The organism is Oceanobacter mangrovi (genome assembly GCF_019740315.1).
Lineage (GTDB): Bacteria > Pseudomonadota > Gammaproteobacteria > Pseudomonadales > Oceanobacteraceae > Oceanobacter > Oceanobacter mangrovi.
In genome coordinates, this window is record NZ_JAHXZR010000007.1 from 69,058 (window position 1) to 93,700 (window position 24,643).

The 24,643-nt window shown below is 54.0% G+C and carries 18 protein-coding genes; 6 read left to right on the forward strand and 12 right to left on the reverse strand.

The features are described from left to right. Positions 1-66: 66 nt before the first annotated feature. From K6123_RS14900 to K6123_RS14940, 9 genes are all read right to left on the reverse strand, one after another. Positions 67-1,365, reverse strand: a complete 1,299-nt coding sequence (locus tag K6123_RS14900) for a tetratricopeptide repeat protein (RefSeq protein ID WP_221799105.1) — start codon at positions 1,363-1,365, stop codon at positions 67-69. A gap of 1 nt (position 1,366) precedes the next feature. Further along, the gene (locus tag K6123_RS14905; RefSeq protein WP_221799107.1) at positions 1,367-1,996 is read right to left on the reverse strand and encodes an energy transducer TonB; all 630 of its coding nucleotides are present in this window, start codon (positions 1,994-1,996) and stop codon (positions 1,367-1,369) included. 1 nt (position 1,997) lies between these two features. Continuing rightward, positions 1,998-2,408: an ExbD/TolR family protein gene (locus K6123_RS14910; protein WP_221799109.1), complete on the reverse strand. Its 411-nt coding sequence runs from the start codon at positions 2,406-2,408 to the stop codon at positions 1,998-2,000. Positions 2,409-2,425: 17 nt separating this feature from the next. Beyond that, a complete protein-coding gene (locus K6123_RS14915) occupies positions 2,426-2,947 on the reverse strand; it encodes a MotA/TolQ/ExbB proton channel family protein (protein ID WP_221799111.1) in 522 nt (173 codons plus the stop codon). A 5-nt stretch (positions 2,948-2,952) separates the two neighbouring features. Beyond that, positions 2,953-4,323: a MotA/TolQ/ExbB proton channel family protein gene (locus K6123_RS14920; RefSeq protein WP_221799113.1), complete on the reverse strand. Its 1,371-nt coding sequence runs from the start codon at positions 4,321-4,323 to the stop codon at positions 2,953-2,955. Continuing rightward, positions 4,323-5,081, reverse strand: coding sequence for a DUF3450 domain-containing protein (locus K6123_RS14925; RefSeq protein ID WP_221799115.1), 759 nt, complete (start codon positions 5,079-5,081; stop codon positions 4,323-4,325). Before K6123_RS14925 ends, K6123_RS14920 begins: the two co-directional genes overlap by 1 nt. 230 nt (positions 5,082-5,311) lie before the next feature. Further along, positions 5,312-6,892: a hypothetical protein gene (locus K6123_RS14930; RefSeq protein WP_221799118.1), complete on the reverse strand. Its 1,581-nt coding sequence runs from the start codon at positions 6,890-6,892 to the stop codon at positions 5,312-5,314. An 87-nt stretch (positions 6,893-6,979) separates the two neighbouring features. Further along, positions 6,980-10,054 (reverse strand): TonB-dependent receptor, encoded by a 3,075-nt coding sequence (locus K6123_RS14935; protein ID WP_221799120.1) that lies wholly within the window; start codon positions 10,052-10,054, stop codon positions 6,980-6,982. 310 nt (positions 10,055-10,364) lie between these two features. Continuing rightward, the gene (locus K6123_RS14940) at positions 10,365-11,417 is read right to left on the reverse strand and encodes a DUF2333 family protein (protein WP_221799122.1); all 1,053 of its coding nucleotides are present in this window, start codon (positions 11,415-11,417) and stop codon (positions 10,365-10,367) included. Positions 11,418-11,560: 143 nt separating this feature from the next. Here K6123_RS14940 and tsaA point away from each other — a divergent pair, with 143 nt between their 5' ends. From tsaA to K6123_RS14955, 3 genes are all read left to right on the forward strand, one after another. After that, positions 11,561-12,298: a tRNA (N6-threonylcarbamoyladenosine(37)-N6)-methyltransferase TrmO gene (gene tsaA, locus K6123_RS14945; protein WP_221799124.1), complete on the forward strand. Its 738-nt coding sequence runs from the start codon at positions 11,561-11,563 to the stop codon at positions 12,296-12,298. Beyond that, a complete protein-coding gene (locus tag K6123_RS14950; protein ID WP_221799126.1) occupies positions 12,213-14,729 on the forward strand; it encodes a putative bifunctional diguanylate cyclase/phosphodiesterase in 2,517 nt (838 codons plus the stop codon). The genes tsaA and K6123_RS14950 overlap by 86 nt, the downstream gene beginning before the upstream one ends. Positions 14,730-14,799: 70 nt before the next feature. Next, positions 14,800-16,119: an RsmB/NOP family class I SAM-dependent RNA methyltransferase gene (locus tag K6123_RS14955; protein ID WP_221799128.1), complete on the forward strand. Its 1,320-nt coding sequence runs from the start codon at positions 14,800-14,802 to the stop codon at positions 16,117-16,119. A gap of 209 nt (positions 16,120-16,328) precedes the next feature. On the opposite strand, the gene K6123_RS14960 is transcribed toward K6123_RS14955, so the two are convergent. Beyond that, positions 16,329-17,492, reverse strand: coding sequence for a type III PLP-dependent enzyme (locus tag K6123_RS14960; RefSeq protein ID WP_221799130.1), 1,164 nt, complete (start codon positions 17,490-17,492; stop codon positions 16,329-16,331). 337 nt (positions 17,493-17,829) lie between these two features. Between K6123_RS14960 and K6123_RS14965 the strand changes: the two genes are divergently transcribed. Then, positions 17,830-19,149: an acetyl-CoA hydrolase/transferase family protein gene (locus K6123_RS14965; RefSeq protein ID WP_221799132.1), complete on the forward strand. Its 1,320-nt coding sequence runs from the start codon at positions 17,830-17,832 to the stop codon at positions 19,147-19,149. A 160-nt stretch (positions 19,150-19,309) separates the two neighbouring features. Here the strand turns inward: K6123_RS14965 and K6123_RS14970 are convergent, their stop codons facing one another. Continuing rightward, the gene (locus K6123_RS14970; RefSeq protein ID WP_221799134.1) at positions 19,310-20,578 is read right to left on the reverse strand and encodes a gallate dioxygenase; all 1,269 of its coding nucleotides are present in this window, start codon (positions 20,576-20,578) and stop codon (positions 19,310-19,312) included. A 223-nt stretch (positions 20,579-20,801) separates the two neighbouring features. Between K6123_RS14970 and K6123_RS14975 the strand changes: the two genes are divergently transcribed. Together K6123_RS14975 and K6123_RS14980 are read left to right on the forward strand one after the other, a co-directional pair. After that, positions 20,802-21,725: a LysR family transcriptional regulator gene (locus K6123_RS14975; protein WP_221799136.1), complete on the forward strand. Its 924-nt coding sequence runs from the start codon at positions 20,802-20,804 to the stop codon at positions 21,723-21,725. Between the two features lie 110 nt (positions 21,726-21,835). After that, positions 21,836-23,680, forward strand: a complete 1,845-nt coding sequence (locus K6123_RS14980) for an ABC transporter ATP-binding protein (RefSeq protein ID WP_221799449.1) — start codon at positions 21,836-21,838, stop codon at positions 23,678-23,680. Positions 23,681-23,741: 61 nt separating this feature from the next. On the opposite strand, the gene K6123_RS14985 is transcribed toward K6123_RS14980, so the two are convergent. Further along, positions 23,742-24,566 carry a crotonase/enoyl-CoA hydratase family protein gene (locus K6123_RS14985; RefSeq protein WP_221799138.1) on the reverse strand — a complete coding sequence of 275 codons (825 nt, stop codon included), beginning with the start codon at positions 24,564-24,566 and terminating at the stop codon, positions 23,742-23,744. Between the last annotated feature and the right edge of the window lie 77 nt (positions 24,567-24,643).

The window sequence follows — 24,643 nt, forward strand, 5'->3', positions numbered from 1 at the left end:
CTTAACTGACCGGCATTACTCACAAGGAGCGGCTTTCGATTGCCGGATCAGCCAATCTTTACGTCTTCAGGAAGAAGCAGCCATGTATTCACGACGCTTTTCTTCACCTTCGATGTAATCGATCCACTGAGATGAAGTCTTGGAGGCTTCATCGTATTTGCCAGCCTGAGCGAAGGCTGCCTTGGCATCCTTCAGCTCATTCATGTTGAACAACACCAGTCCCTTGAGGATCAGCGCCGAAGATTCCTTCGTCAGCCCGCCTTTGGCAATCGCATGGTTGACGTTCTTCAGTGCCAGATCCCATTCCTGTCGTTCGGTGTGGATCTGTGCCAGCTTGAAGTAGTCACTGCCCTTGCCGGACAGTTCGGCGGCCTTGGTCATTACCACAATCGCCTTGTCGTACTCTTTCGCCAGCATCCAGGCATCACCCAACAGCGACATATTGCGAGCGTCTTCCTTGATCACTCCCTGCTTGATACCGCCTTCAATGATATCGGCCGCCTTGTAGGGAATTTCCTGGCCCAACAACGCCTGGGCGTAGTTCACCAGTTCACTTTCCTTGGTCAGCATATGCTGTTCAAAAGCGGTTTCCAGGGTTGCCAGCTCACGCTTTGGCTGACCCAGTTCGGAATACACGGCTGCCAGCTGGACCCAGTACTGGGACTTCGGATACAGGGTTGCCAGGTCTTGCAGACAGCGCGCCAGATTGTTGAAGTCCTTGTTCTGGTAATACACCGCCCGTTCCAGCATCAGCCAGTTTTCACGCGGTACATTGCCCTGCTTTTTGACCATCGCAATGGCCGTCTTCACATCCGGCAAGGCCTTGTTGTATTGCTCGATCTGGAAGTATATCTGGGCACGCAGCACGTAGGCTTCGGCACCCGGCTCTTCCACAATGGCAAACCACTTGTTCAGAGGAACCAGTGCCTGCTTGTAGTTTTCCTGGATCAGGTACAACTTGGCCAGACTGTACAGCGTGGTCTGCTCCAGGCTTTCCGGGATATTCTCGACTTTCAGAACTTCCTCATACGCCTTGGCAGCCCCCTTGTAGTCTTCCTGATTGAAGTGGACGTAGGCGACCATATTGTAGGTCATCGCCGTTTCGTAAGAGTTACGACGAATCTTTTCCATGTCCTGCAGGGCTTCCATCGCCTCTGCATACTTCTTCTGGTCCGCCAGTTCGCGAGCAGCATCCAGCTTTTTGTAGATCTGCGGGCGCATGGTCGCCGAGCGCTTTACCCGTTTATTGTCAGTGGCAGACGAGTCCGGCTTGTCCGCCGCCTGCGCTGACTGGGCACCCGGTCCAATGCAGGACAACGTGAATACCATCAGGCTGGCACTCAACATAGCCATTGGTTTTTTCATGTTATCTCCCGGAGTTCTTTTCGAGCTCAAAGCGGATAATGTTACGAACACCCGATACTTCAACCGGCTTGCCGTTCACGATCTTGGGTTTGTACTTGAACTTCTTCACCGCAGCCAGGGCTTCACGATCGAAGATACTCGGTGGTGCCGCTTCAATAACTACCGGGTTTGTTACTGTACCCAGCGTTGTTACTGTGAACTCAACCACGACATAACCTTCGATACCCTTCTGGGCCGCTCGACGTGGATAGTTCGGCGCAACCTTGACGATTGGCAGGTATTCACCGTCGCCACCGCCACCCGACAAACCGGCATCGACGTTGAGGTCGGCACCAATATCAAAGCCACCCACATCAAAACCTTCGGTATTGGCCTTGGCCACTTCCGGTTTTGGCATTTCTGGTTTTGGTGGTTCCTTCTGGGCCACCGGAGGCTTCTCTGGCTTGCGTTCCTTGGTCTGCACCTCGTCATCCGGCTTGTCCATAACAAAGCTCTGGAGACGGCCGTAGTCCTGCTCGTTCAGTACAGAGCCGCCACTGTTAATGAGGCTCTGCATGACCCAGAACACTGCAAAGGTCGCAACCGCGGCAACTGCCAGTGCACCACTCCAGCGTAGCAGGGATGGAAACATATCAGCGCTCCTGTGTTGACAGGGATACGTCGTATACACCCGCTGCACGGGCTGCATCCATAACGGCGACCAGGGTTTTGGTTCTGGCTTCCTGGTCTGCCTGAATCACCACAGTACCCTGTGGGTTTTCGGCATGCATACGTTCGATGTTGGCGCGTACCTGACTTTCATCAACCCGACGCTTGTCGATCCAGATCTCGTTGGTATCACTGATGGCAATCAGGATATTGGCGCGAGGCTTGGCCGATGACGTACTGGCATCCGGACGATTCACTTCAATACCGGTCTCTTTCACGAAAGAGGCGGTAACAATGAAGAAGATCAGCATGATGAACACCACGTCCAGCATTGGCGTGATGTCGATTTCGCCTTCCTCGGCTTGTGGAGTCAGATTTGAAAAACCGCGTCTCATAGCAATCTTCTCTTGTATTAGTGATCGAAGGTCAGCTGGTCTTCGATTCGGATCTTTTCCCGCTTGATATAACGATCAAGCAGCGATTGTGCAAATACACCGGTAATCGCACCTACCATCCCGGCCATGGTCGGAATCGTGGCTTTGGAAATACCGGACGCCATGGCTTTCGGGCTACCACTGCCGAGAAAGGCCATCACGTCGAACACTTCAATCATGCCGTATACGGTACCCAGCAGGCCGAACAACGGCGCCAGACCAATCAGCATCTTGATGGTGCTCATGTTGGAAGACAGTTCGTAGGACAGCGTGCTCAACAGATCCTGACGGATCTGGTGCGCTGCCCAGGAACGACGTTCGCTACGAGCTTCCCATTCAGCCACCGCCGCCTTGACGTACGAACGGTGCACAAACAGAAAGTAACCAACGCGCTCCAGAACCAGCAACCACAGAATAAATACCAGCCCGAGGATGGCGTAGAGGACTTCGCCCCCACGCTCCATGAACAGGTAAACAGGTTCGTAGAGTTGCCCAAACATAGTGATCAGGCCGCTTTAGCGTGAGACTGTTCAGACTGACGCGCCAGGATACCAGTCGCGCGTTCTTCCAGAATCATCAGCAGTTCACGGCTACGGTTGTTGGTCAGGGTATGCAGGAACACACATGGAATCGCTGCCACCAGACCCAGAACGGTCGTCACCAGAGCCTGGGAAATACCACCAGCCATCAGTTTTGGATCACCAGTACCAAACAGGGACATGGTTTCGAACACGTCGATCATACCGGTTACCGTACCCAGCAGACCCAGCAGCGGGGCAACCACGGAGATGATCTTGATCCAGCCGATAGCGCGGGTCAGACGTGGGATTTCGGCTGAGATCGCTTCACCCAGGTGCAGTTCCAGCGTTTCGATATCGGCATCCTTGTTAGCCTGGAATACCGCCATCACACGGCCCAGAGCATTGTCTTCACGTGGAGTTTCAGAAGCCATCTGCTTGCGGATCTTCATGCTTTCCAGCTGCAGTACAAACATACGCCACAGGGCAACCACGATACCGATCGCACCCAGTACCAGAATGATGTAACCAACCACACCGCCCTGATCCACACGCTCGCTCATTTCAGGAGACTGGCCCAGAATCTTCAGCAGCTGACCACGTGCAGGGTCGATCCAGAAGTTGGTCAGGGTTGCACCAGAAGCGGATTCCAGCTGCACAATCGGGTCGGTGTAACGGGAGCCAGGTTGCTTGTCGAGTTCAACCAGACGGCCGGATTCCAGATCCCAGTTCAGGTACTTGCCATCGGATACCGCGTTGAAACCACCAATACGAACAACTTTCTTCTGTACAGTGTCACCGGAAGGTACCACTACGTCAGCAGTGTATTCAGAAACACGGCCGCTGTAGGTTGCTTCGCGCTGCATTTCAAACCACAGCTGTTCCAGCTGGTCGATAGAAGGCAGTTTGGAAGAAGAACCGGCAGTCACAATCAGATCACGCAGGAATTCGTTACGGCCTGGCAGCTCGGAGCTGACCACAGAACCTTCGAATACCGCGCTGGTGTCGCCCGCAACCTGTTGCAGCACACCAAACAGTTCTTTCAGGGAGCCCATACGCTCGGTCAGACGCGCCTGCTCTTCAGCGATTTTGGCGTCGTTATCGGCGAATTTGGCTTCCTTGGTTTCACTTTCCTTGATCAGGCTGTCGCGCTCATTAATCGCGGCAGTGAGCATTTTTTGCTGCTCAACCTTGTCAGAGTTGAAACGCTTCAGACGCTGCTGGAACTCCGCGTTATCACGGGCCTGACCCTGTTTCACCAGGTTCAGCAGATCGTCGACAGACAGAGTGTCCGCGGCGGAAGCTGTGTTAAAACCGAACGCCAGTGCAGCGGACAGTACAATAGCCTTGAATTTCATTATTTGGACTCCTGTGGGGCTGCAACGGGTACCTGAATCAGAGCAGGAGCAGCCTGCTCACGAGCAATACGGATACCGGCGATCAGCTTGCCCTTCATACCCTGGTCGAGAGCATCCCACTGCTTGCTGGTGCTGTTCCAGACACCCAGGCTGTTGCCATCAAGAGATTGGTACATCAGCGAAATACGACCAACGCGCAGGAAGTCCACTTCGCGGCCTTCCAGCGTGCCGCGATAGGATTCGATAGTACGGCCGTAATCAATCTCGGCCTGGTAAGCTTCCATTACCTTGCGGTATTTTTCCGCCACAGTAACGTCTGAACGGCCCATCAGGGACTTCAGGTTTTCAACACGCTTGCTACGCTCTTCAACCAGGAAAGGCACGTCGGCTTTCACAAACTGGTCGATGGAGTCGATCATGCGCAGCATCAGCGGGGTGATCTGACGTTCAACCAGAGTCACCTTGTCGATGCTATCCTGAATGGAAGTCAGCTCGTCTTCCTGCGCAGCCAGCTGCTTGTCCAGCTGCTCAATGTATACTTTCAGACCGTCGGCTTCTTTAACCACGCCACGGTATTCACGCTCAGCGGCACGAATGCTGTTGTCGATGGAATCAATCTTCTGCTGTGATTCCTGAGCCTTGTTCACGCGGCTCACGCCCTTGTCGATGGCAGTGTTCACATCAGCTGCATTTACACCAGAAACGGCACCAACGCCGATGATGGCAGCAGCCAGCAGATTTCGAGTTCGCAGTAGCATATTCTTTACCTGTTAGACTCCGATTTGCCTGTGTTTCTGCAGGCCCTCAATAATGAGCCCGCACATTACTTCAATCTCATGACACCTTTGTTACAGGGTTTCCATGGATTTTTCCATACCAAATGATAAAAAATCTCAATTTCATTAAGTTTTTTGCGGAACTCTCTGTCCCAAAACGCAAAACGGCGCCCGAAGGCGCCGTTTTAGGCTAACACCGTTAAATCCGGCTATTACTCAGTGATAATAGTCTTGGATTCGATGGTGTAAGCAGTTGCAGGAGTTGCAGTCAAAGCCAGGTTGGAGTTGACAACGACATAGGTAGAGTCATTGGTCAGCTTGTCTTCAACACCGTCATACAGAGACTCGGTTACACCACTGGCAAAAGTCAGAGTAGTGTCAGTTGAGCAGTAGATACCATTGAATGCATCAGCGCGATCGTCGTATGAAGTTTCGACGTAATCGTCTTTGATGTAAGCACAGGCGTTGATATCACCAGCCATGAAGATGTTGAAGAACTGACCTTCAGTACCTTCTTTCAGCATGATGCCGTTGCTCTGGGAACCGCCAGTCTGACGAGAAGTGAAGGCAGTTACGTTAGCAACAGTTGGGTTGGACTCCAGGTAGGCAGACTCATAGTCGTCACCACGGGTATCCAGCTCGAACACTTCGTTAGAAGTAGCGTCAGAAGACTGGGACCAGGTTTGAACAATCAGAGCGTACTGGATGTTACCAACGAAGCCTTCGTCCCAGTCGATGCTGTCGTCTTTGGCGCCGGTGATTACCAGGTGAGTTACGTCTGGCGCACCACCGAAGAATTCAACACCATCGTCATAGTTGTTGTTGATCTGGATGTAATCCAGAGTAGTACCGTAACCAACGGACTGGAAGCTGATACCGTTCAGCTCATCACCGTCTGCACCAGTTTGAGCACCGGCTTCGGTCACGATCACATACTTCAGGGTACCAGTGCTGTCAGAGTTGTCGTAACCACCGAAGTAGCCCGCATCACCTTCACCAACCAGGTTACAGTAATCGTTCTCAGAAGAATCGCCACACTTGTTGTTGTAGGCGTAACCTTGCAGAACCAGACCACCCCATTCGCCGTCGCCACCAAAGTCTTCGGAACCAGCGAAGGTTTCAGTTGCATCACCAGAGAAGATGATTGGCTGATCAGCAGTACCTACAGCATTAATGGAGCTGCCACGAGTAACGGTCAGGGACGCACCGGAATCACTCATGAAGATGGTGCCAGCTGGAATGGTCAGAGTGGCGTTATCAACAGTGTTATCAGAAGAAGTCAGCTTCTTGTTGCCATCGCCAACGTAAACCTGACCGGCCAGGTTCCAGATAACGTCGTTGGTCAGTTCGGTATCTTCATCGATAGAGCCAGACAGACGACACTTGATGAAATCCTGACCATCCAGAGTAACAGTTTCGCCGGTGTCGAAAACGTTACCAGAAGCCAGAGAAGGACATTCAGTAGCTGCAGTGATGCCATCCATGTTTGGAGTGAAATCTTCAGCGATAGAATCCTGCCAGTTGGTAACTACGGCACCACCTGAAACGATGTCAGTAGCAGCCGGAATAGAACCAGCCAGTGCAAAGGAGTACCAGGCATCAGTTGCAGATGGGTCTACAGCACCAACATAGGTAGTCTGATCGAAAGTGAAGTCAGGGTTGGAGCTCAGACTTTTGGTTGCAGAAGTAGAATCAGAGCTACCACCGCTGCTGCTGCTACCGCCACCACAAGCAGCCAGAGAAGCCGCAGCAATTGCCAGAGGCAGTACTTTATACAGGGTTTTCAATTCCATGTTGTCCTCGACACATCGTTTTAAAAGAGACCTGACTAAAATAATCAGGTCTCATTACATTGATATTACATTCAGATAATATTTTGATTAGAACTGGTAACCGAGGCCGATATTAAATTCACGACCTGGATAATAGCTACGAGTCAAACGGCCACCCTGTTCCTGACGAATTTCAGAATCTGTCAGGTTTTTAATAGAGGCACTAATTGTCATATCTTCAATAAGAGGATATTTGGCATTGATATCTACCACAGCCCTTGCAAGACGTTTCTCATCCGGCTTGTTAGCCTGATCTTCCGGAATTGCGTAGAGGGACTCACCGGTATAATTCATTACCAGAGTGGCTTCCAGGCCGCTTTCGTAATCATCAAATGCGACCTGCAAGTTAGCCAGGCTGGACGGCTGTCCCTGCATGTCGCGACGACGAATGACACGACCAGAGCTGTTCATCTGTTCAACCTGAGTGCTGAATACAGAGAAGTTACCCGACAAACGCAGACCGTAGTCCATACCCAGTTCAAAGTCCTTCGCCGCACTCATTTCAACACCTTTGGCAACAGCATCGCCGGAGTTGTCATAGCTGTACACAAAGTCTTCAGATGAACCAGCAACAACAGAAGTTACACGCTCAATGGCATTGTCAATCGCCTTGTGGAATACCCCCAGGCTGACACTTTCACTATCAGAGAAGTAGTACTCAGCACGGGCATCAATGCTGGTGACATCTGCCGCAGTCAGATTTTCGTTACCGATATAAAGTTCGCCGGTTGAGCTGTCGCGGAACTGGGCTGGAGAAATTTCACGGAAGTCCGGACGGTTCACTGATTTGTAGTAAGACAGACGGAACTGGGTATCTTCCAATGCCATCACAGTGACGTTCACACTTGGATAGAAATCGTCATCCTTAACTTCAGCAGATACCTGACTGCCCGTGGACTGATCCTTGTCAGTCTCAACACTCAAAGTACTGCTCTCGTAACGGCCACCGGCCTCGACCTTGACCACATCAAACAGTTCAAAGGACGGCATCAGATAAAAAGCAGAGTAATCCCAATCACCTGTGTAGCTGGCCTTGTAATCCGAGTTGGAAGACAGACTGAAGGTACCGCTATCAAATGCAGACTGCAGCAGAATATCAGACAAGTCGCGCTGGTAAGCGAGACTGTCGGAAACAACACCGGTAGTACCATAGCTGTATGAATAGCTGTTGGAATCACGTGAACGAGTCATCAACGACAGACCCGCAGCAACGTTCAGTACATAGCTATCGGCTTGCAACGGAGAGATTTTGCCGTCCAGAGTGAAGTTTGCAGCGCTGTCATCCATTTCCAGCCACTCACGGGTCGGCTCGTCATTGGAGAAGAAACGCAATCCATCGGAATAATCATTTGCCAATGGATTAAATGAGTTATCTGCAGCAACCTGGTTAATAGAGTCCGGGTTATAACGGCTATATGAAATAGCATCCGGCATATCCAGGCTGGCATCGGAATAAGTTACACCCCAGTTAACCACAGCATCCATGAATTCCGGAAAATCGATATCACCGGTAAACTGCTGCATAAAGAACTGACGTTCCTGCCAGCTGTAGCGATATTTCTCTTCAAATGTACGGTTTTCACCAAACAAACCTGTCTGAATATCACTTTCGTTCTGGGTATTGCGCAACAGCATGGTATTTGAAGTAACAGAATAATCACTTCCGGACAGGGTAAATACCAGAGCACCGCTCAAATCAATGTTATTGGTTACGCGAACATCTTCAAATTCAGACTGTTCAGACAGTTCACCCGCTGCAAGTGCGTAACTTTCACGATCCTGATCCTGACGGTCCCACTTGTTGCTGTAACGTACCGTCGCCTTATAAGACAGATCGCCAAAAGAATACTCACCCAACAGGTCGCCGAAAGAACCTTCCAGAGAAAGGTTTGGCTTGGCTGTCGTATTGTCTGCTTCCAGTTGACCAAGATCCAGCATTTCGCCCGCTTCGGAGCCAGAAACGCTGGCACTGGAAGAAGAGCCGAATGATTTGGCAGATCCACTCAGGTCACGATCCGATGAACCGATACCCAGCAGTTCCAACCCGGAGGTTTTCTGCATCCGTACAGTTTCACCAGTCGTACCAGACTTGTAACCGATCGACAGCTTCAGACTGCCTTCACGTTCAGGCTCTGCGTCTTTCGACAGGATATTGATGGTTGCACCAGCTGCATCACTTGGCAGATTGGCAGAGCCGGTCTTGGCAACATTGAGGGAAGAAATGACCGCCGACGGGAAAATGTCCAGTGGTACCACCCGACGGGTTGGATCCGGGCTTGGCATCATTGCACCGTTCATCAGTACGGTGGTGTAACGTTCGTTCAGACCACGTACCACCGCATACTTGCCACCGGAAATGGTAACACCAGCAACACGCTTCAGGGCTGAGGCCGCATCAGAGTCGCCGAAACGGGAAAATTGCTCAGAGCCAATCGCATCCAGTACGCCAGAGGCATCACGCTGCTGTGCGGTAGTGGTGTTCGGGATATAAGAACCAACAGCGACCACTTCTTCGATCACGCCGTTGCCAGACATACCCAGAGTCAGGTTAACACCAGTGTTGACGTTAGACATCACGCGTACGCCCTTGATGTCTTGCTTACCGTAGTTCGGGTGAGCAATGGACACTTCGTACTGGCCACGTGGCAGTTCAAACGCAAAATAGCCTTCAGCATCGGTTACCACCGCCATGTCGGTACCAACAATGGAGATGCTGGCGCCAGCAACCGGGCCACCGGTTTCTTCTGACTGCAGATAGCCAGAAATCTGGCCAACGGCTGGCGCTTCTTCCTGACCCGGGGTGTAAACCAGCACGTCTTCCAGCGCTTCGCCGCCAACCACTTCTACCTGGATCTCGGCATTCTGGGCACCGTTGTCGGTGTTGAACTGGAACTCACCCAGCCACTCGCCGTATTTGGACAGTTCAACCGAGTGGTTGCCAGCATCGATGTTGAAGCTGACAAAGCCGGTGTTACCAATCAACTGCTTCTGACCGTCTACGCTGACCGCGACGTCGCGCATGGAAGCGCCATCTTCGGTGATGTAGAACACGGCTTCACCAGCCATAACCTGAGAAACGAAAAGAGTAGACGCTGCGGTGAGCATGACTCGTGTCGGTTTCATTGAGCCCCCTGGAAGGAAATGAAAATATTGTTGGTGGCTGATGAACGACACTCCGGGTCCCCAGACCCCGACGCACTGGCGTGAGAGATTTGTCATCAACCACCGGCACCAAACTTAGGGGGGGCAGTATGTTTCTGAAATGTGACAAGCCGGTTGCCACTAGGTGACAGATATATGACAAGCTTTTACACAGTCGCAGGAACTCTGTAAGAAGTTGAAAATTCAGGGATTTAGATCGACTCCCCGAACAGTCATGTGCATGACTGGCGGGGACAGAAGAAGAACGTCAGGCGAGACTTGCAGGGCTGGATCAGCCCTGCGAAAGCAGGATACGCAGGTCAGAAATCGCCGCATTGGCACGGGAAATATAAGACGCCATCACCAGTGAATGGTTGGCGAACAGGCCGAAGCCACTGCCATTCAGAATCACTGGCGACCACACAGCCTCCTGGGTGCCATCCAGCTCGCGAATAATCTGCCGCAGGCTGACCAATGCTGCTTTTTTCTCCAGCACATCGTGGAAGTCGATCTCGATTGCCCGCAGCAAGTGTGCCAGCGCCCAGGCCGATCCACGCGCTTCATAGAACACATCATCAACCTGATTCCACGGTGTTTTCACTTCCTTGTCGGCATCGTTGGGGGTCGATTGACGGGCACTGCTGTCGCCAGCCAGATCCGTATTGAGGCGCCGTTTGCCTACCGAAGCACTGAGGCGCTGCGACAAACTGCCAAGGCGGGTTTCGACGTCCATCAGCCATTGTTGCAGGTTGTCAGAGCGGGCATAAAACTGGGCATCGGTTTGTGTCGGATCTGCCAGCCGCTTCAGATAGCGCTGCAGTGCTTCGACACCACGACGGTATTCCGACTCAGATGAGGGAATCGCCCAGCTGTTGCTATCGAAATGGAACTGCGGCTCGGCAATCGCCAGATCCTTGTCTTCCGTAGACTGACTCTGGGAACGGCTGAAGTCCTTGCGCAGCGCACGGCTGAAATCACGCACCTGAACCAGCACGCCGAATTCCCAGTTGGGAATATCATCCAGCCAGACACCCGGCGGGAAAACGTCGTTGGAAAGATAGCCGCCCGGCTTGTTCATCAGGGTATCAGCTACCTTGATCAGGGTCGCAGTGGTGGTAAAACCCGTCACAGGCTTGACACCGAGGCTTTCGGCCTGGGCTGCAGCGTTATCACGAATCGAAAACTCAGCCGGTTCACTGCTCCAGAGAAACCCCATCACCAGTGACACCAGCAGATAAACCAGCAGGATCACCACCAGTCCGGTTCCTATCAGGCCGGATTCACTCCAGCGATCACGAAAATTTTCCTTCATGGTTTGCCAACGATTGCCACCGTCCTGAGCCATAACTTTACATCCTCACCAATATTGAACTGTCTGTAGCACAGCATATGACTGCAACTATGCCATGAGCCTGTGCCGAGTTCAGCAACTTGCGCGGTTCAGTTGTATCATTCGCTCACATTTACAGGCCAGCCGACCCGCAAACCATGAACGACTTTGAACCAACCAGCTTTACGCTGAACACCATCGCCATCGCCCATACGCCGTTTCAGGAAAAATTTGCGGTGCCCCGGCAGCCGCGCCTGGCCCCTGCCGCCACCGGTTATATTGAATTATTGCCGCCCTACGATTCAGCGGAAGCCTTGCAGGGACTGGAGCAGGTGTCTCATCTGTGGCTGGTGTTTATGTTTCATCAGGCGCTGCCCGACCCCGACCAGCCTCCGCGCCTGCGGGTACGGCCACCGCGTTTGGGCGGTAACACCCGCCTTGGCGTATTTGCGACCCGCAGCAGCCATCGCCCCAATGGTCTGGGCCAGTCATTGGTCAAAATCGAAGGAATCGAAGGCTGTCGTGTACGAGTGTCCGGGCTTGATTTGGTCAATGGCACGCCAATTGTGGATATCAAGCCCTATGTGCCCTACGCTGATTGTGTCAGCGATGCCCGGAATGCGATTGCCAGTGAAGCGCCGGAGCCGGTGGTGGTTGAATGGCAGGATGATGTCTATCAGCAAGCGGAGCTGATTCAGCAAGCCGACGAGCTTGAGCTGATCGCGCTGGTCGAACAGTGCCTGGCACAGGATCCCAAACCGGCCTATCAGACACCATCACCGGAGCGTCAGTACGGCACTCGTTTCTGGCATGTTGATGTGGGCTGGCATTACCCGGAACCCGGGCGTATTTGTATTAATCGTATCGGGCGTGATTCCGACAGCAGAAAGTCATAGGCAGTCGACGTATGGTTGCCAGCCTGTTGCTGGCTGCTTCCCGGGCCAGGAAACGGACCTTCCAATCGCCGGAGAAACTTTTATCAAGCATTTCTTCCTCAAGCTGCTGACCTTCACCCGTCAGCCCAATACAGTCACTTCCGAACCCGCTGACGACATCGAGCAGGAAGACCGTCTGCGTGCCCGTCGACTGCTGGCAATAACCGCCATGACGCCCGCCAATACCATTGGCTCTATCCTCAACCTGCTGTTGACCATGCTCGTCACCGATGGGCTGGTCAATCGCTGGCTGGCCGCCATCTGGGTTATATCAACCGGCTTGCTGATGCTGATGGCGGTACTCAGCTGGTTGCGTATTTTACAGCGACCGAGTCTGCCGGAGCGCACCCCAGCGCGAGTTGAGCGCCGCGCTGTCGCCCATGCTGCGCTGCTGGCCCTGTGCTGGTCGTTGCCTTCGTTATCACTGTTTAATATCGCTGCCCCTGAGCAACAATTATTTATCGCTACTATTACGGCAGGCATGATTTGCGCCGGTGGTTTTACTCTTTATACCCTGCCTCGGGCAGCACTGACGTTCGTCGGGATTCTTGGCACCGGCTCAGCAATCACCCTGCTGCTATCCGACCTCGAATCGGCTAAATACCTGCTGATGTTGCTGCTGGTATACCTGTCCATTTTAATGATCAGCATTGTCCACGCTTCGGAGTCATTCAAAGCCCAGGTGATCGCCGAAATCGTCTCCGAGCAGCAAAAACAGGTCATCAGCCTGCTGCTCAACGACTTTGAGCAAAGCACCGCTGATGTCTTGTGGGAAACCGATCAGCAACTCACGCTGCGCCGCTCTACTGTACGGATGTCAGAAACCCTGGGCGATCCGGCTGCCGATTTCAGCGGCCAGAATCTGCTTGAACTGATTTTGCAGAGTCAGCGCCAACTGCCCGATGAGATGCAGGAGCTGGCCCAGCGGCACTTTGATGAACTGCAGCAACGCCTGCAGGATGGCAAGCCATTCCGCGACCTCGAAATCCCCTTGTGGGTCAACCGCCAGCAAACCTGGTGGACGCTGACAGCCAAGCCGGTCGAGGCCGGTTGGCGTGGCGTTATTTCCGATATCACTCAAACCCAGCAAGCCCGCCAGCAAGTCTGGCGCCTGGCTCACGAGGATACCGTCACCGGCCTGGCCAACCGCCGCCACTTCCAGAATGAACTGGGCCTGGCACTGAAAAAAACCGAGCGTCAAAAGGGCCTGCTGAAGGCACTGCTGTTTATCGATCTTGACCGCTTCAAGGCGGTTAATGACACCTTCGGCCACGACGCCGGTGACCGCTTGCTGGCGATTATTGCCGAACGCCTGAAAACCAATATTCGTCCGAAAGATCTGGTCGCCCGCATGGGTGGTGACGAATTTGCCGTCTTGCTACGTAAGCTCGACAGTGAGCAACAGGCACTGGAGATTGCCGACCGCCTGATCAGCAGTCTGCAGCAACCTTGTGATCTGGGTAACGCCACCGCCAGCGTCGGTGCCAGTATTGGCATCGCCTTTATCCCAACTGATGGGCTGCGTACCGAAACCCTGATGAAGCACGCCGATCTGGCGCTTTATCGAGCCAAGGGCAATGGCCGCGGTCAGGCCGTCACCTTCCAGCGTCAGATGGCGGAAAATGCCAGAACCAGCTCGCGCATAGAACAGGCGTTAGCCAACGCCTTGCGCGGCGGCCGCATCAACCTGGCATATCAGCCCCAATGCAACCTCGATGGCGGTCAGATCATTGGTCTTGAGGTACTGGCACGCTGGACTGATGACGAACTTGGCAGTATTCCTCCAACACGCTTTATCAAGATAGCGGAGGAGACCGGTATGATTCACGAACTGGGTAAGCAGGTGCTGCAGCAAGCCTGCTTGCAAGCCAGACTCTGGTCGGCGGACATCACCATGGCCGTCAATATTTCGCCGATTCAGCTGGCCAGCCCAGGCATTGTTGATGAAATTGCCGATGTGCTGCGCAGCTACCGCATTGATCCTTCCCGTATCGAACTGGAGATCACCGAAACCGCCTTGCTCGACGACAGTTTTTCTATTCAGGACAAACTGATGCAGCTGAAAGAGCTTGGCGTCCGCATCTCACTGGATGACTTTGGCACCGGCTACTCCTCACTGGCCTACTTGCGCAACCTGCCATTTGACAAGATCAAGATCGACCAGTCGTTTGTGCAGCAAATTTGCAGCGATCCGAAAGCGGAAATTATGGTCAAGACCGTCATTGATATGGCCAATGCCCTGAAAATCCAGGTGGTTGCCGAAGGCATTGAAGACCAACCGACACTGGATCGGCTACGTCAGATGGGTTGCGACACCGGCCAGGGTTTCCATCTGTTTATGCCAATGACCCCGGAGCAGTTCGGCAGCCTGCTGGTCCACAAGCAGGCCTGACTGTAAACAGCCAAGCCAGCCAGCTGGCTTTACGCTAGAATAATGCCCTTTGAACCACAGCAAGCAGACCATGAGCCAAGCCCTGATAACCTACTCCGATCTGATCACCGTCTGGCAGGAGTGGCTGGACGCCCCGGCCAACACCGCCCTTGACCGCTGGCTGAAGCTGCGCGCCAAGGCCAACAAGCGCCTGCAAGGCCGTTACCGCATGGCCCTCGACAACGCCATGATGGACGCCTTGCGCTATATGCAGCTGGCTGACGCACTGGAAAAAAGTTTTCAGGACCCGGATTTCGACGACTGGCCGGGATGGGATCGCCAGTGGCAGCCAGACCAACCCCGGCTGGCGGCACCACAGCACTTCTGGTTCTGGATTCAGCTGCGCACCCAATCGGAATGGCGCAGCGGCGACATCGTTCAGCAAAAAGCCCGCGAAAGCCACTTTGCTGCCTTCAGTCAGCAACTGGAAGCCGCTGACAGCAACAGCCTGCTGATGCTCTGGCACGGCCTGCGTCCCGGGTTTGAAAAATCCCTCTGGCAACGAGCCGAATTGTCTGGCTGGAGCGATGAGCAGGTACGTCACTGGGTTGAGCAGCAAAGCCAGCGGCCACCACTGTGGTTGCGTGCCTGTGGCGAGAGTTCTCTGGAAACATTACATCAGCAACTGTCTGACGAAGGCGTTCGCAGTCGCCTGATCAAGGTAACCGAACAACAACCACCGTTACTGGCAGCGCTGGGCGGCACCGACGTTACCCGCAGCCAGGCCTGGAGCAAGGGCGAACTGGAAGTTCAGGACGCGGCCAGCCAGCTGATCTGCCAGCTGGTCGATGCCCAGCCGGGTAACAAAATCTGGGATGCCTGTGCCGGTGCTGGCGGCAAGACCCTGACGCTGTCTGCCATGCTGGGTAAAAAAGGTTCAGTTACCGCCACCGACCTGCACCAGTACAAACTGGATGAACTCAAGCGTCGCGCCAAACGCGCCGCTGCGCTGAACATTCGCAATTTTGTCTGGGATGGTGAAGCAGAACTGCGCTTGCCAAAAGAAATCGCCCAGCAACAGGGCTTCGACCGCATTCTGGTCGATGCTCCCTGCACCAATGCCGGTACCTGGCGCCGCAACCCGGATGCGCGCTGGAAACTGACTCCAGCTAACACCCGTGAGCTGGCTGCCCTGCAGCTGAAATTACTGACCCTGAGTTCTGCCGCCCTGCGCCAGAATGGCAAGCTGGTATACGCCACCTGCAGCTGGCAGGTAGCCGAAAACGAAGCAGTGATAGAAGCCTTCCTGCAACAGCAACCAGGTTTTGAGCTGGTTAGCCAGACCATTCTGGGTGCCCCACTGCTCGACAGCGACACCATGTTCTGCGCCGTCCTGCAGCGTAAGAGCTGAGCCAACGACAGAAACGAAAAAGCCACCTTTGCGGTGGCTTTTTACTGCTTGTCGAACGGCAGGAACCGGGTTGCCCGGCAACTGGGTCTTGAAGCGATACCTGCAGAGCGGTACCGATGGGAAGCCTGTATCGGGAGGCAGAGCCTCCCGTTTGTTCAAGACGGCAACTGGTCCATCAGGACCCCACCTTCAGCGAAGCTGGACGGCCGTCAGATACAATAGCTTTTCAGCGGCGGGAAGCCGTTGAATTCCACAGCACTGTAAGTGGTGGTGTAGGCACCGGTTGAGAACCAGTACAGACGGTCACCCATCGCCAGGTTCAGTGGCAGCTCGTACTTGTAGTTTTCGTACAGAATATCCGCGCTGTCACAGGTCGGGCCTGCAATCACACACTCTTCACCTTCACCATTTTTCTCCACGTACAGTGGGTACTTGATGGCCTCGTCCATGGTTTCAATGAAACCACCGAACTTGCCGATATCAGTGTACACCCAGCGATGCAGACCAAAACGGGTCTTGCGGCTGATCAGCACCACTTCGCTCACCAGTACACCGGCATTGGCTGCCAGTGAACGGCCAGGTTCCAGAATCACTTCCGGGAAATCGTCACCGAAGTCTTCCTGCAGGTAGCGGGTAATTTCTTCCGCATAGGTTTCCAGGTCATTGGTACGGCTGATGTAACTGGCCGGGAATCCACCGCCCATGTTGATCATCTTCAGGTCGATACCATCTTCTTCCTGCAAACGTTCGAAAATCCACTTCACCTTGGCAATAGCAGAGTCCCAGGTACCAATTTCACGCTGCTGTGAGCCAACGTGGAAAGAAATACCGTAAGGCACCAGACCGAGATCACGAGCCAGAATACACAGGTCCAGCGCCATGTCAGTCTGACAGCCGAACTTGCGTGACAGAGGCCAGTCAGCGGTTTGTGCACCTTCAGTCAGGATGCGTACAAACACGCGGGCACCAGGCGCAGCACGGGCAATGTTGCGCAGGTCTGCTTCGCTGTCGGTGGCAAACAGGGTGACACCTTTTTCAAAGAAGTAACGGATGTCCGCTGACTTTTTGATGGTGTTGCCATAGCTGATGCGGTCGCCGGTTACGCCCTGCGCCATCACCTTGTCCAGTTCGTAGCGCGAGGCCACATCGAAATTACAGCCACGGTCATTCAGAATATCCAACAGTTCTGGAGCCGGGTTCGCCTTCACCGCGTAATAGGTCTTGGCGTACGGAAAACAATTTATCAGGGCATCGAGCTGCTTCGCAAACAGCTGTTTATCGATAATCAGACAGGGGGTTTCCTGCTTGTCTGCAAATTTCTTGATGCGCGCAAAGGTTTCGGCGTCGTAATAATCTTGTGGCTGAGTGAGCATCAGGCTCGCTATCTCCTGGTTGGAAGGAACAACGGTATGCTGTTCAGAAAGGCGCAAAGATAGTGCTTTCGCGCCCTGATGAAAGCAGTATTTTTTTGTCCTGACGATCATAAAAAATCATCAAGCTTCATACAAACTTTTGATTCCTCTGGCATGAATTTTCGGAACCAGGCCCTCAGCTGTAAACCTCAGCTACGCCGCAATTTCTGCCAGCTTTGGCAAATAACTGCAGGATTGACCGCTAAAAACCGATTGTCTGCCATAGACCCGACTCTGCAACATGCTCAATGGTATAACTGGCCTATAAAAAACGACCACTCACTGAAAGGACGTCAACATGAGTTGGAACGACCTCTACCAGCAAAAACTTTTATCATCAACGCAGGCCATTGAGCGCCTGAGCGACTGTAATAACCTGATCCTGAGCATGGGCGTTTCCCAGCCAGCGGCCTTGATACAGGCCCTCGCCGAAGGCTATCGCAACGATACTGTCGCAGCGCTCAACATTTATTACATGCACGGCTCCAAGGCTCTACAGGAACACCTGCTGATCCCTGAACTGCGAGGCAAGTTTGTCCCCCGCTGCCTGTTCCTCAGCGGCAACGACCGGGCTGCGCTCAAGGCCAACGCCGAACATCCCTGGATTGAATTTGTGCCATCCGCCTTTCATCAGGTCGGCCGCATGCTGACCGAAAACATCGAACCGGACTGTTTTATGGTGACGGTCTCACCGATGGACAAGCACGGCTACTTCAGCCTCGGCACCAACGCAGACTACGGCGCCACCGTGATTCGCAAGGCTCGCAAGGTGATTGTTGAAGTGAATCCGTATATGCCAAGGACCTTTGGTGAGTGCTCGGTGCATATTTCGGAAATCGAAGCCCTGATTGAAGCCGATATTCCGCTGGCAGAAATTCCCGATGCCGAAGGCTCCGAACTCGACTGGGCGATCGCCCGCCAGGTTGCCGAACGCATTGGTGATGGCGACACCCTGCAAATGGGCGTTGGCGGAGTACCCAATGCAGTGCTGCAGATGCTCGAAAACCACCAGAACATGGGGCTCCATTCCGAGCTGTTTTCCCCCGCGATGGCGCGACTGATTGAAAAAGGCGTGCTTAACGGTCGTCTGAAACACGTCATGCAGCACAAACACGTATTCACGCTGGCGCTGGGTGATCGCTGGATGTACGACTTTATGGACGACAACCCGTCGATTGTTGGCTACCCGGCCACCTGGGTGAATAATCCCAGCGTGATCAAGCAGAACCCCAATATGGTGTCGGTAAATTCGGCCATTGAGGTGGATATCACCGGCCAGATCAATGCCGAACAGATTCTCGGTACGCCGTTCTCCGGCACGGGTGGCCAGCTCGACTTCGTCCGTGGTGCCTACGGTTCCCGTGGTGGCCGGTCCTTTATTGCATTGCACTCGACCGCCAAGAACGACAGCCTCAGCCGGATCGTGCCACAACTCACCGGCGGTGCCGTCACGGATACCCGCATGGACGCCCACTACGTCGTCACCGAATATGGCACTGTGTGCCTGAAAGGATTGTCATTGCCACAGCGGGTACGCGCCCTGATTAGTATCGCCCACCCACACTTCCGCGAGCAGCTCGAGCAACAGGCATATCAGCTCGGTTATCTATATCACTGAGACGACTGCGACAGATAAAAAACGCCGGAGACTGTTCCCAGTCTCCGGCCTAACTGCAGCTGGTCAGCAACCGCTGCAGAAGCCCGGGCTGATGGATTTGACCCGGACCCGATCGAGCGGGGAGGTTGCCCACCCCGTGTGTTGCTCTTTGAAGAATCCCTTACACGCCAGCACCCGGCTTATGAGAAACGGAATACTTGATGGCGACATTACGGGTCTGCTGGAATGCTTCCAGCGTCATACCACGGAACGCGGCATACACTTCCGGGTTGGAAACACCCAGTACCGCCGCCATTTTTTCGACTGAGAAGAAAATCACGCCATAACGGATCAGCTCGATCCACTTGCGCTCACGCAGCATATCCTGCTCTTCGTCAGACAAACCAAAGGCTTCAAACAGCACTTCCGGTTGTTCAACAAACGCCTGACGGTGTTCCGGAATAATCAAACGGTGAAGGAAATCGTTCAGTCTCCAGGCACGGTTGCTGACGGCGTAGCTGAATGGGTAGGTACCTTTCAGTTGCTCAACGCCCGCCAGCTGCGCAACGGCCTGCTGACGAATCAGCTTCAGTTCTGCTTCAGCAGGCTGGTCGCCCAAATCTTCCAGTACCAGAGTCGCAATATTGGTCATGGAGGGCAGATAGGTGGCGCGGTGAACACGTTTCACTTGGGCCGACAGGGCACCCCGCATGATCAGCCACATAATGACTTCGGCACCTTCCCAACCACCGCGTTTGGCGTACTCGGCAATGGTGATGTCCGTCAGTTGTTCCGGTGCGGTTTCCAGCAGATCGAGGAATTCGTCATCCCAGGCAGTATCAGTAAAGCCACAACGCTCACCATGCACCTGATGAGACAGACCACCGGTCGCCACCACAGCCACACGAATATCTTCTGGATAAGACTGAATCGCCTTCCGCAATGCCTTGCCAAACTTGTAGCAACGGGAAGCACTGGGCACCGGCCATTGCAGCACGCCAACCTGCAGAGGCACGATGGAGCCTTTCCAACCATCTTCGTCCAGCGCAATCATCGACAGCGGCGAGAAACAGCCATGGTCGATGCCTTTCTTCTGGAAGAACGACATATCGAACTCTTCGGCAACCATCACATGGCCGATATGGCGCGCCAGTTCGGCATGGCCCGGAATAGGCGGAATCGGAATCGCACCACCGCCTTCGTCGGCTGGCTGGTATTCATCATCAACACCCATCGCAAACATCGAATAATGATCAAAAAAGAACGAGGTGATGTGATCGTTGTAGATCATAAAAATGGCATCAACTTGTTGCTCGACCAGCCATGACTTCACTTCAGCAAAGTTTTCGAAAATCGGTGCCCAGGCAGGATCTGCCGCCTTGTTATTCAACTTGCCGGATACGATGGTAGGTGAATGGGACAAACCCAGTCCGCCAACGATAGTTGCCATGCCGTGCTCCTGTCTTTCTTGTCATTGTTTGCTGGCAAGGTGGTGCGCCGAGGCGATAAGTCGTGCGACCACCTTACTTGTACAAAATTTGCCAACATCCTAACCAGCGGCTATCGTTTCCAACAACATCCCAAATGAAAACCTGCGTTTCCGATAAGAAACAAAAAAACAAGCGACAATAGTGCATCACCAACCCGCTTGTTTGCCGGAAACGCCCCAACCGATGCGCATCATCATGCAGTGGAACCTCGACGACTTACCGATTTTTGTTGCTGTTGCCGAACATCAGGGCATCTCGGCTGCCGCTGATTACCTTGGTATTGCCAAGTCGTCTGTCAGCAAAGCCATTGCCCGACTGGAAAAGGGGACTGCAGTACGGCTATTCGAACGCAACAGCCGCCAGTTCCGCATCACCCACGAAGGCGAATCCTTCTATCAGCATGCGGTCGCGGTGCTGGAACGGGCGCGCGAAACCGATGCCGCCATGTCGGAGCTGTCCGGCAAGCCGTCCGGTAAACTGGTGGTTTCCATGCCAATGTCGTTTGGACGGGAGATTTTCTCGCCGCATTTGCCCAGATTCCGTCGTCAGTATCCGGAAATTGATCTTGAGCTGATGATCTCCAGCCAGCCAGTCGATGTGATTCGCGACGGTCTGGATATCGCGGTGGTAGTCGGTGCGCCAAAAGATTCTGAACTGATCCTCAAGAACCTCTACACCAGTCAGCTGCTGTGTGTGGCATCGCCTGAGTACCTGGCCGGTTTGGCGATCCAGAACCCGGACGACATCACCTGTCACATCCAGGTGATTGAAAAACGTTATGCCCAAATGGCCTTGCCCTGGCGCCTTGGTGATCTGAACGGCCGTATTCGGCCGCCCCTGAATACCATCAAGATCAACGATCCTGGCAGCGTCCGTGACGCCATTGCTGCGGGCTGCGGCATTGGCCTGGTACCGGACCAGTATTGCCACCAGATGCTGCAGGATGGCCGCCTGCTACGGGTGTTACCTGAACTGGAGTTTCACCGCGATATTTCGGTGATTTCGGCGGTCTATGCCAGCCGCCGCACCACCGAACACAAAACCGCCCTGCTGCTGGAATTCCTCGGTGATATTTGTCGTCAGTTGCCGAAAGTGACCAACGGCTGACGGCGCAACCGGGAACAGAACAACAAGATCCAGCCAACGGGCTTATCAGCGAAGCGCTGGTGGTTTATGGTGCACAGCAAAATAGAACCACCAGCCCAGCCGGTAACCTCATGCTTAGCCTGTTCGAACGAATCATTGACCCATTTCCGCCGGAGCATCCGCAACAGCCGCCCAAAGGCCTGCTGGCGTTTTGTCGCCATTACAGCCGAGGGGTCGAGATTCCGCTGCTAAGCATGTCGCTACTAACCGCTCTGGCAGCCATTCTGGAGGTTTCACTGTTCGGTTTTATGGGCGACCTGGTCGACTGGCTGTCCAATCGCGACCGCGCCACCTTCCTCGAAGAAGAATCCATGCGGCTGATTGGCATGACACTGGTAGTACTGGTCGCCATGCCACTCACCAGCTTTCTGCATTCAGCGCTGGTGCATCAGACCTTGCTGGGCAATTACCCGATGAAAATCCGCTGGCTGGCGCACCGCTACCTGCTCAACCAGAGTCTGACCTTTTATCAGGATGACTTTGCTGGCCGGGTTGCCACCAAGGTGATGCAAACCGCGCTGGCGGTGCGTGAAACCGTGATGAAACTGCTCGATGTGGCGGTCTATATCCTGGTCTATTTCACCGCCATGCTGGTTGCCGTGGCTCTGGCCGACTGGCGTTTGATGCTGCCGTTACTGGGCTGGCTGCTGGCCTATATCGCCATTCAGATGTATTTCGTACCTCGGATGAAAAAAGTGGCGACCGATCAGGCTGACGCCCGTTCCAAAATGACCGGCCGCATTGTCGATAGCTATACCAACATCCAGACAGTGAAGCTGTTTTCCCACAGCCAGCGTGAAACCTCTTACGCCCGTGAGTCGATGGATGAGTTCATGATTACTGTGCACCGCCAGATGCGGCTGGCAACCTGGCTCAACGTTTCCGTCCAGAGCATTAACTATTTGCTGGCGTTTACCATTGCGGCACTGTCGATCTGGCTGTGGCTCGACAACGCCATTACCGTCGGTGCCATTGCCATTGCCGTCAGTCTGGCACTGCGGATTAACGGGATGTCGCAGTGGATCATGTGGGAAATCGGTGGCCTGTTTGAAAATCTTGGCACGGTTGTCGACGGCATGAACACCTTGTCGAAACCCCAAACCATTGTCGACGCCGATAACGCCAGAGAGCTGCAGGTCAGCGCCGGAGAGATCCAGCTGAAGCAGGTGGATTTTCATTACAAGGGCATCGACAGCGATACTCACAGACAAGTGTTTGAGCAACTTGACCTACACATCAAGCCGGGTGAAAAAGTTGGTCTGGTGGGGCGTTCCGGTGCTGGCAAGTCCACACTGGTGAATCTGCTGCTGCGCTTCTACGACATCGATAGTGGTGAGATTCGTATTGACGGCCAGAATATTGCCGCCGTAACCCAGAACAGCCTGCGTGAACACATTGGCATGATCACCCAGGATACTTCGCTGCTGCATCGTAGCGTGCGGGAAAATATTCTTTACGGCCGCCCGGATGCCACCGAAGCGCAAATGCTCGACGCCGCCCGCAAGGCAGAAGCGCTGGAGTTTATTGAAGGTCTGCACGACCCCGATGGTAACCGCGGTTTTGATGCCCAGGTTGGTGAACGTGGCGTCAAACTGTCTGGCGGCCAGCGCCAGCGTATCGCCATCGCGCGGGTGCTGTTAAAAGATGCGCCAATCCTGATTATGGACGAAGCGACGTCCGCGCTGGATTCCGAAGTCGAAGCGGCGATTCAGGAAAGCCTCTACAAGCTGATGGAGAACAAGACCGTGATCGCCATTGCCCACCGGCTCTCCACCATCGCCGCCATGGACCGGCTGATTGTGATGGATCAGGGCCGAATCGTTGAGCAAGGCAGCCACCAGCAGTTACTGGAACAGGGTGGCATTTACGCCCAGTTGTGGGCCCATCAGACCGGTGGTTTTATCGGCGAACACTAATGATCCCGTGTAAGGGCAAGGCAAAGATGCCATGCCCTTGCCCATGCAATCCAACATGCGACTAACGGTCGATAAACGGCTTGCGTTTGGCCGGATCACGCGTGAGGCCATTGTGCATGGCAATCTTCTGATTCGCGCGCCCCAGCAAGCCATACTGAATCCAGCGCTCCAGCCGCAAGGCGGCGCGGTCTGACAGTTTCCAGCCCTGATTAAACAGCCGTTTGGCAGCCACCACCGTATTGGGAGACTGTGCAGCGATTTTTTCAGCCAACTGCTGCGCCCGCTCTAACGGCTGTTCATCAACCGCTGTCAGCAAGCCATATTGCAGCGCTTCCGCAGCACTGAACTCGCGGCCAGTCATGGTCAGCTCTTTGGCGATGTCTTGCCGGGTCAGGGTTGTCAGACTGGTGAGGATACTCATATCCGGAATCAGCCCCCACTTGATCTCCATGATCGACAAACGGGTATCCGGATGGGCGAAGCGAAAATCGGCAGCCAGCGCCATCTGCAAACCACCACCAAAACAACAGCCATGCAGGGCGGCAATCACAGGCACCGGCAGGTCGCGCCATACCAGCGCAATCTTCTGGGCCAGGTTGGCCTTGCTCCAGGGCCATTTGATCAGCAGCTTCGGAATCATGGTGGCGTCACCAGCGACGGCCTTGAAATCCAGCCCGGCACAAAAAGCATGGCCATTGCCGGCCAGAATCACGACCCGAATCTGCCGTTGCTGGCGTATCCGACGAGCACATTCGAGGGTTTCCCGAAACATCGCCAGATCCAGACCATTCATCTTTTCAGGTCGGTTCAGACGCACCTGGGCAATATGGCCATCGAGCTGGCAAACAATACGACTACCTTGAAACAGTGGCGACTCAGACTTCATACCGGCAATTCCAGTAACTATTCAGACCTGCCATGTTTCCACAGCGCCCAGATCCGCACTATGACCACAGAGCACAG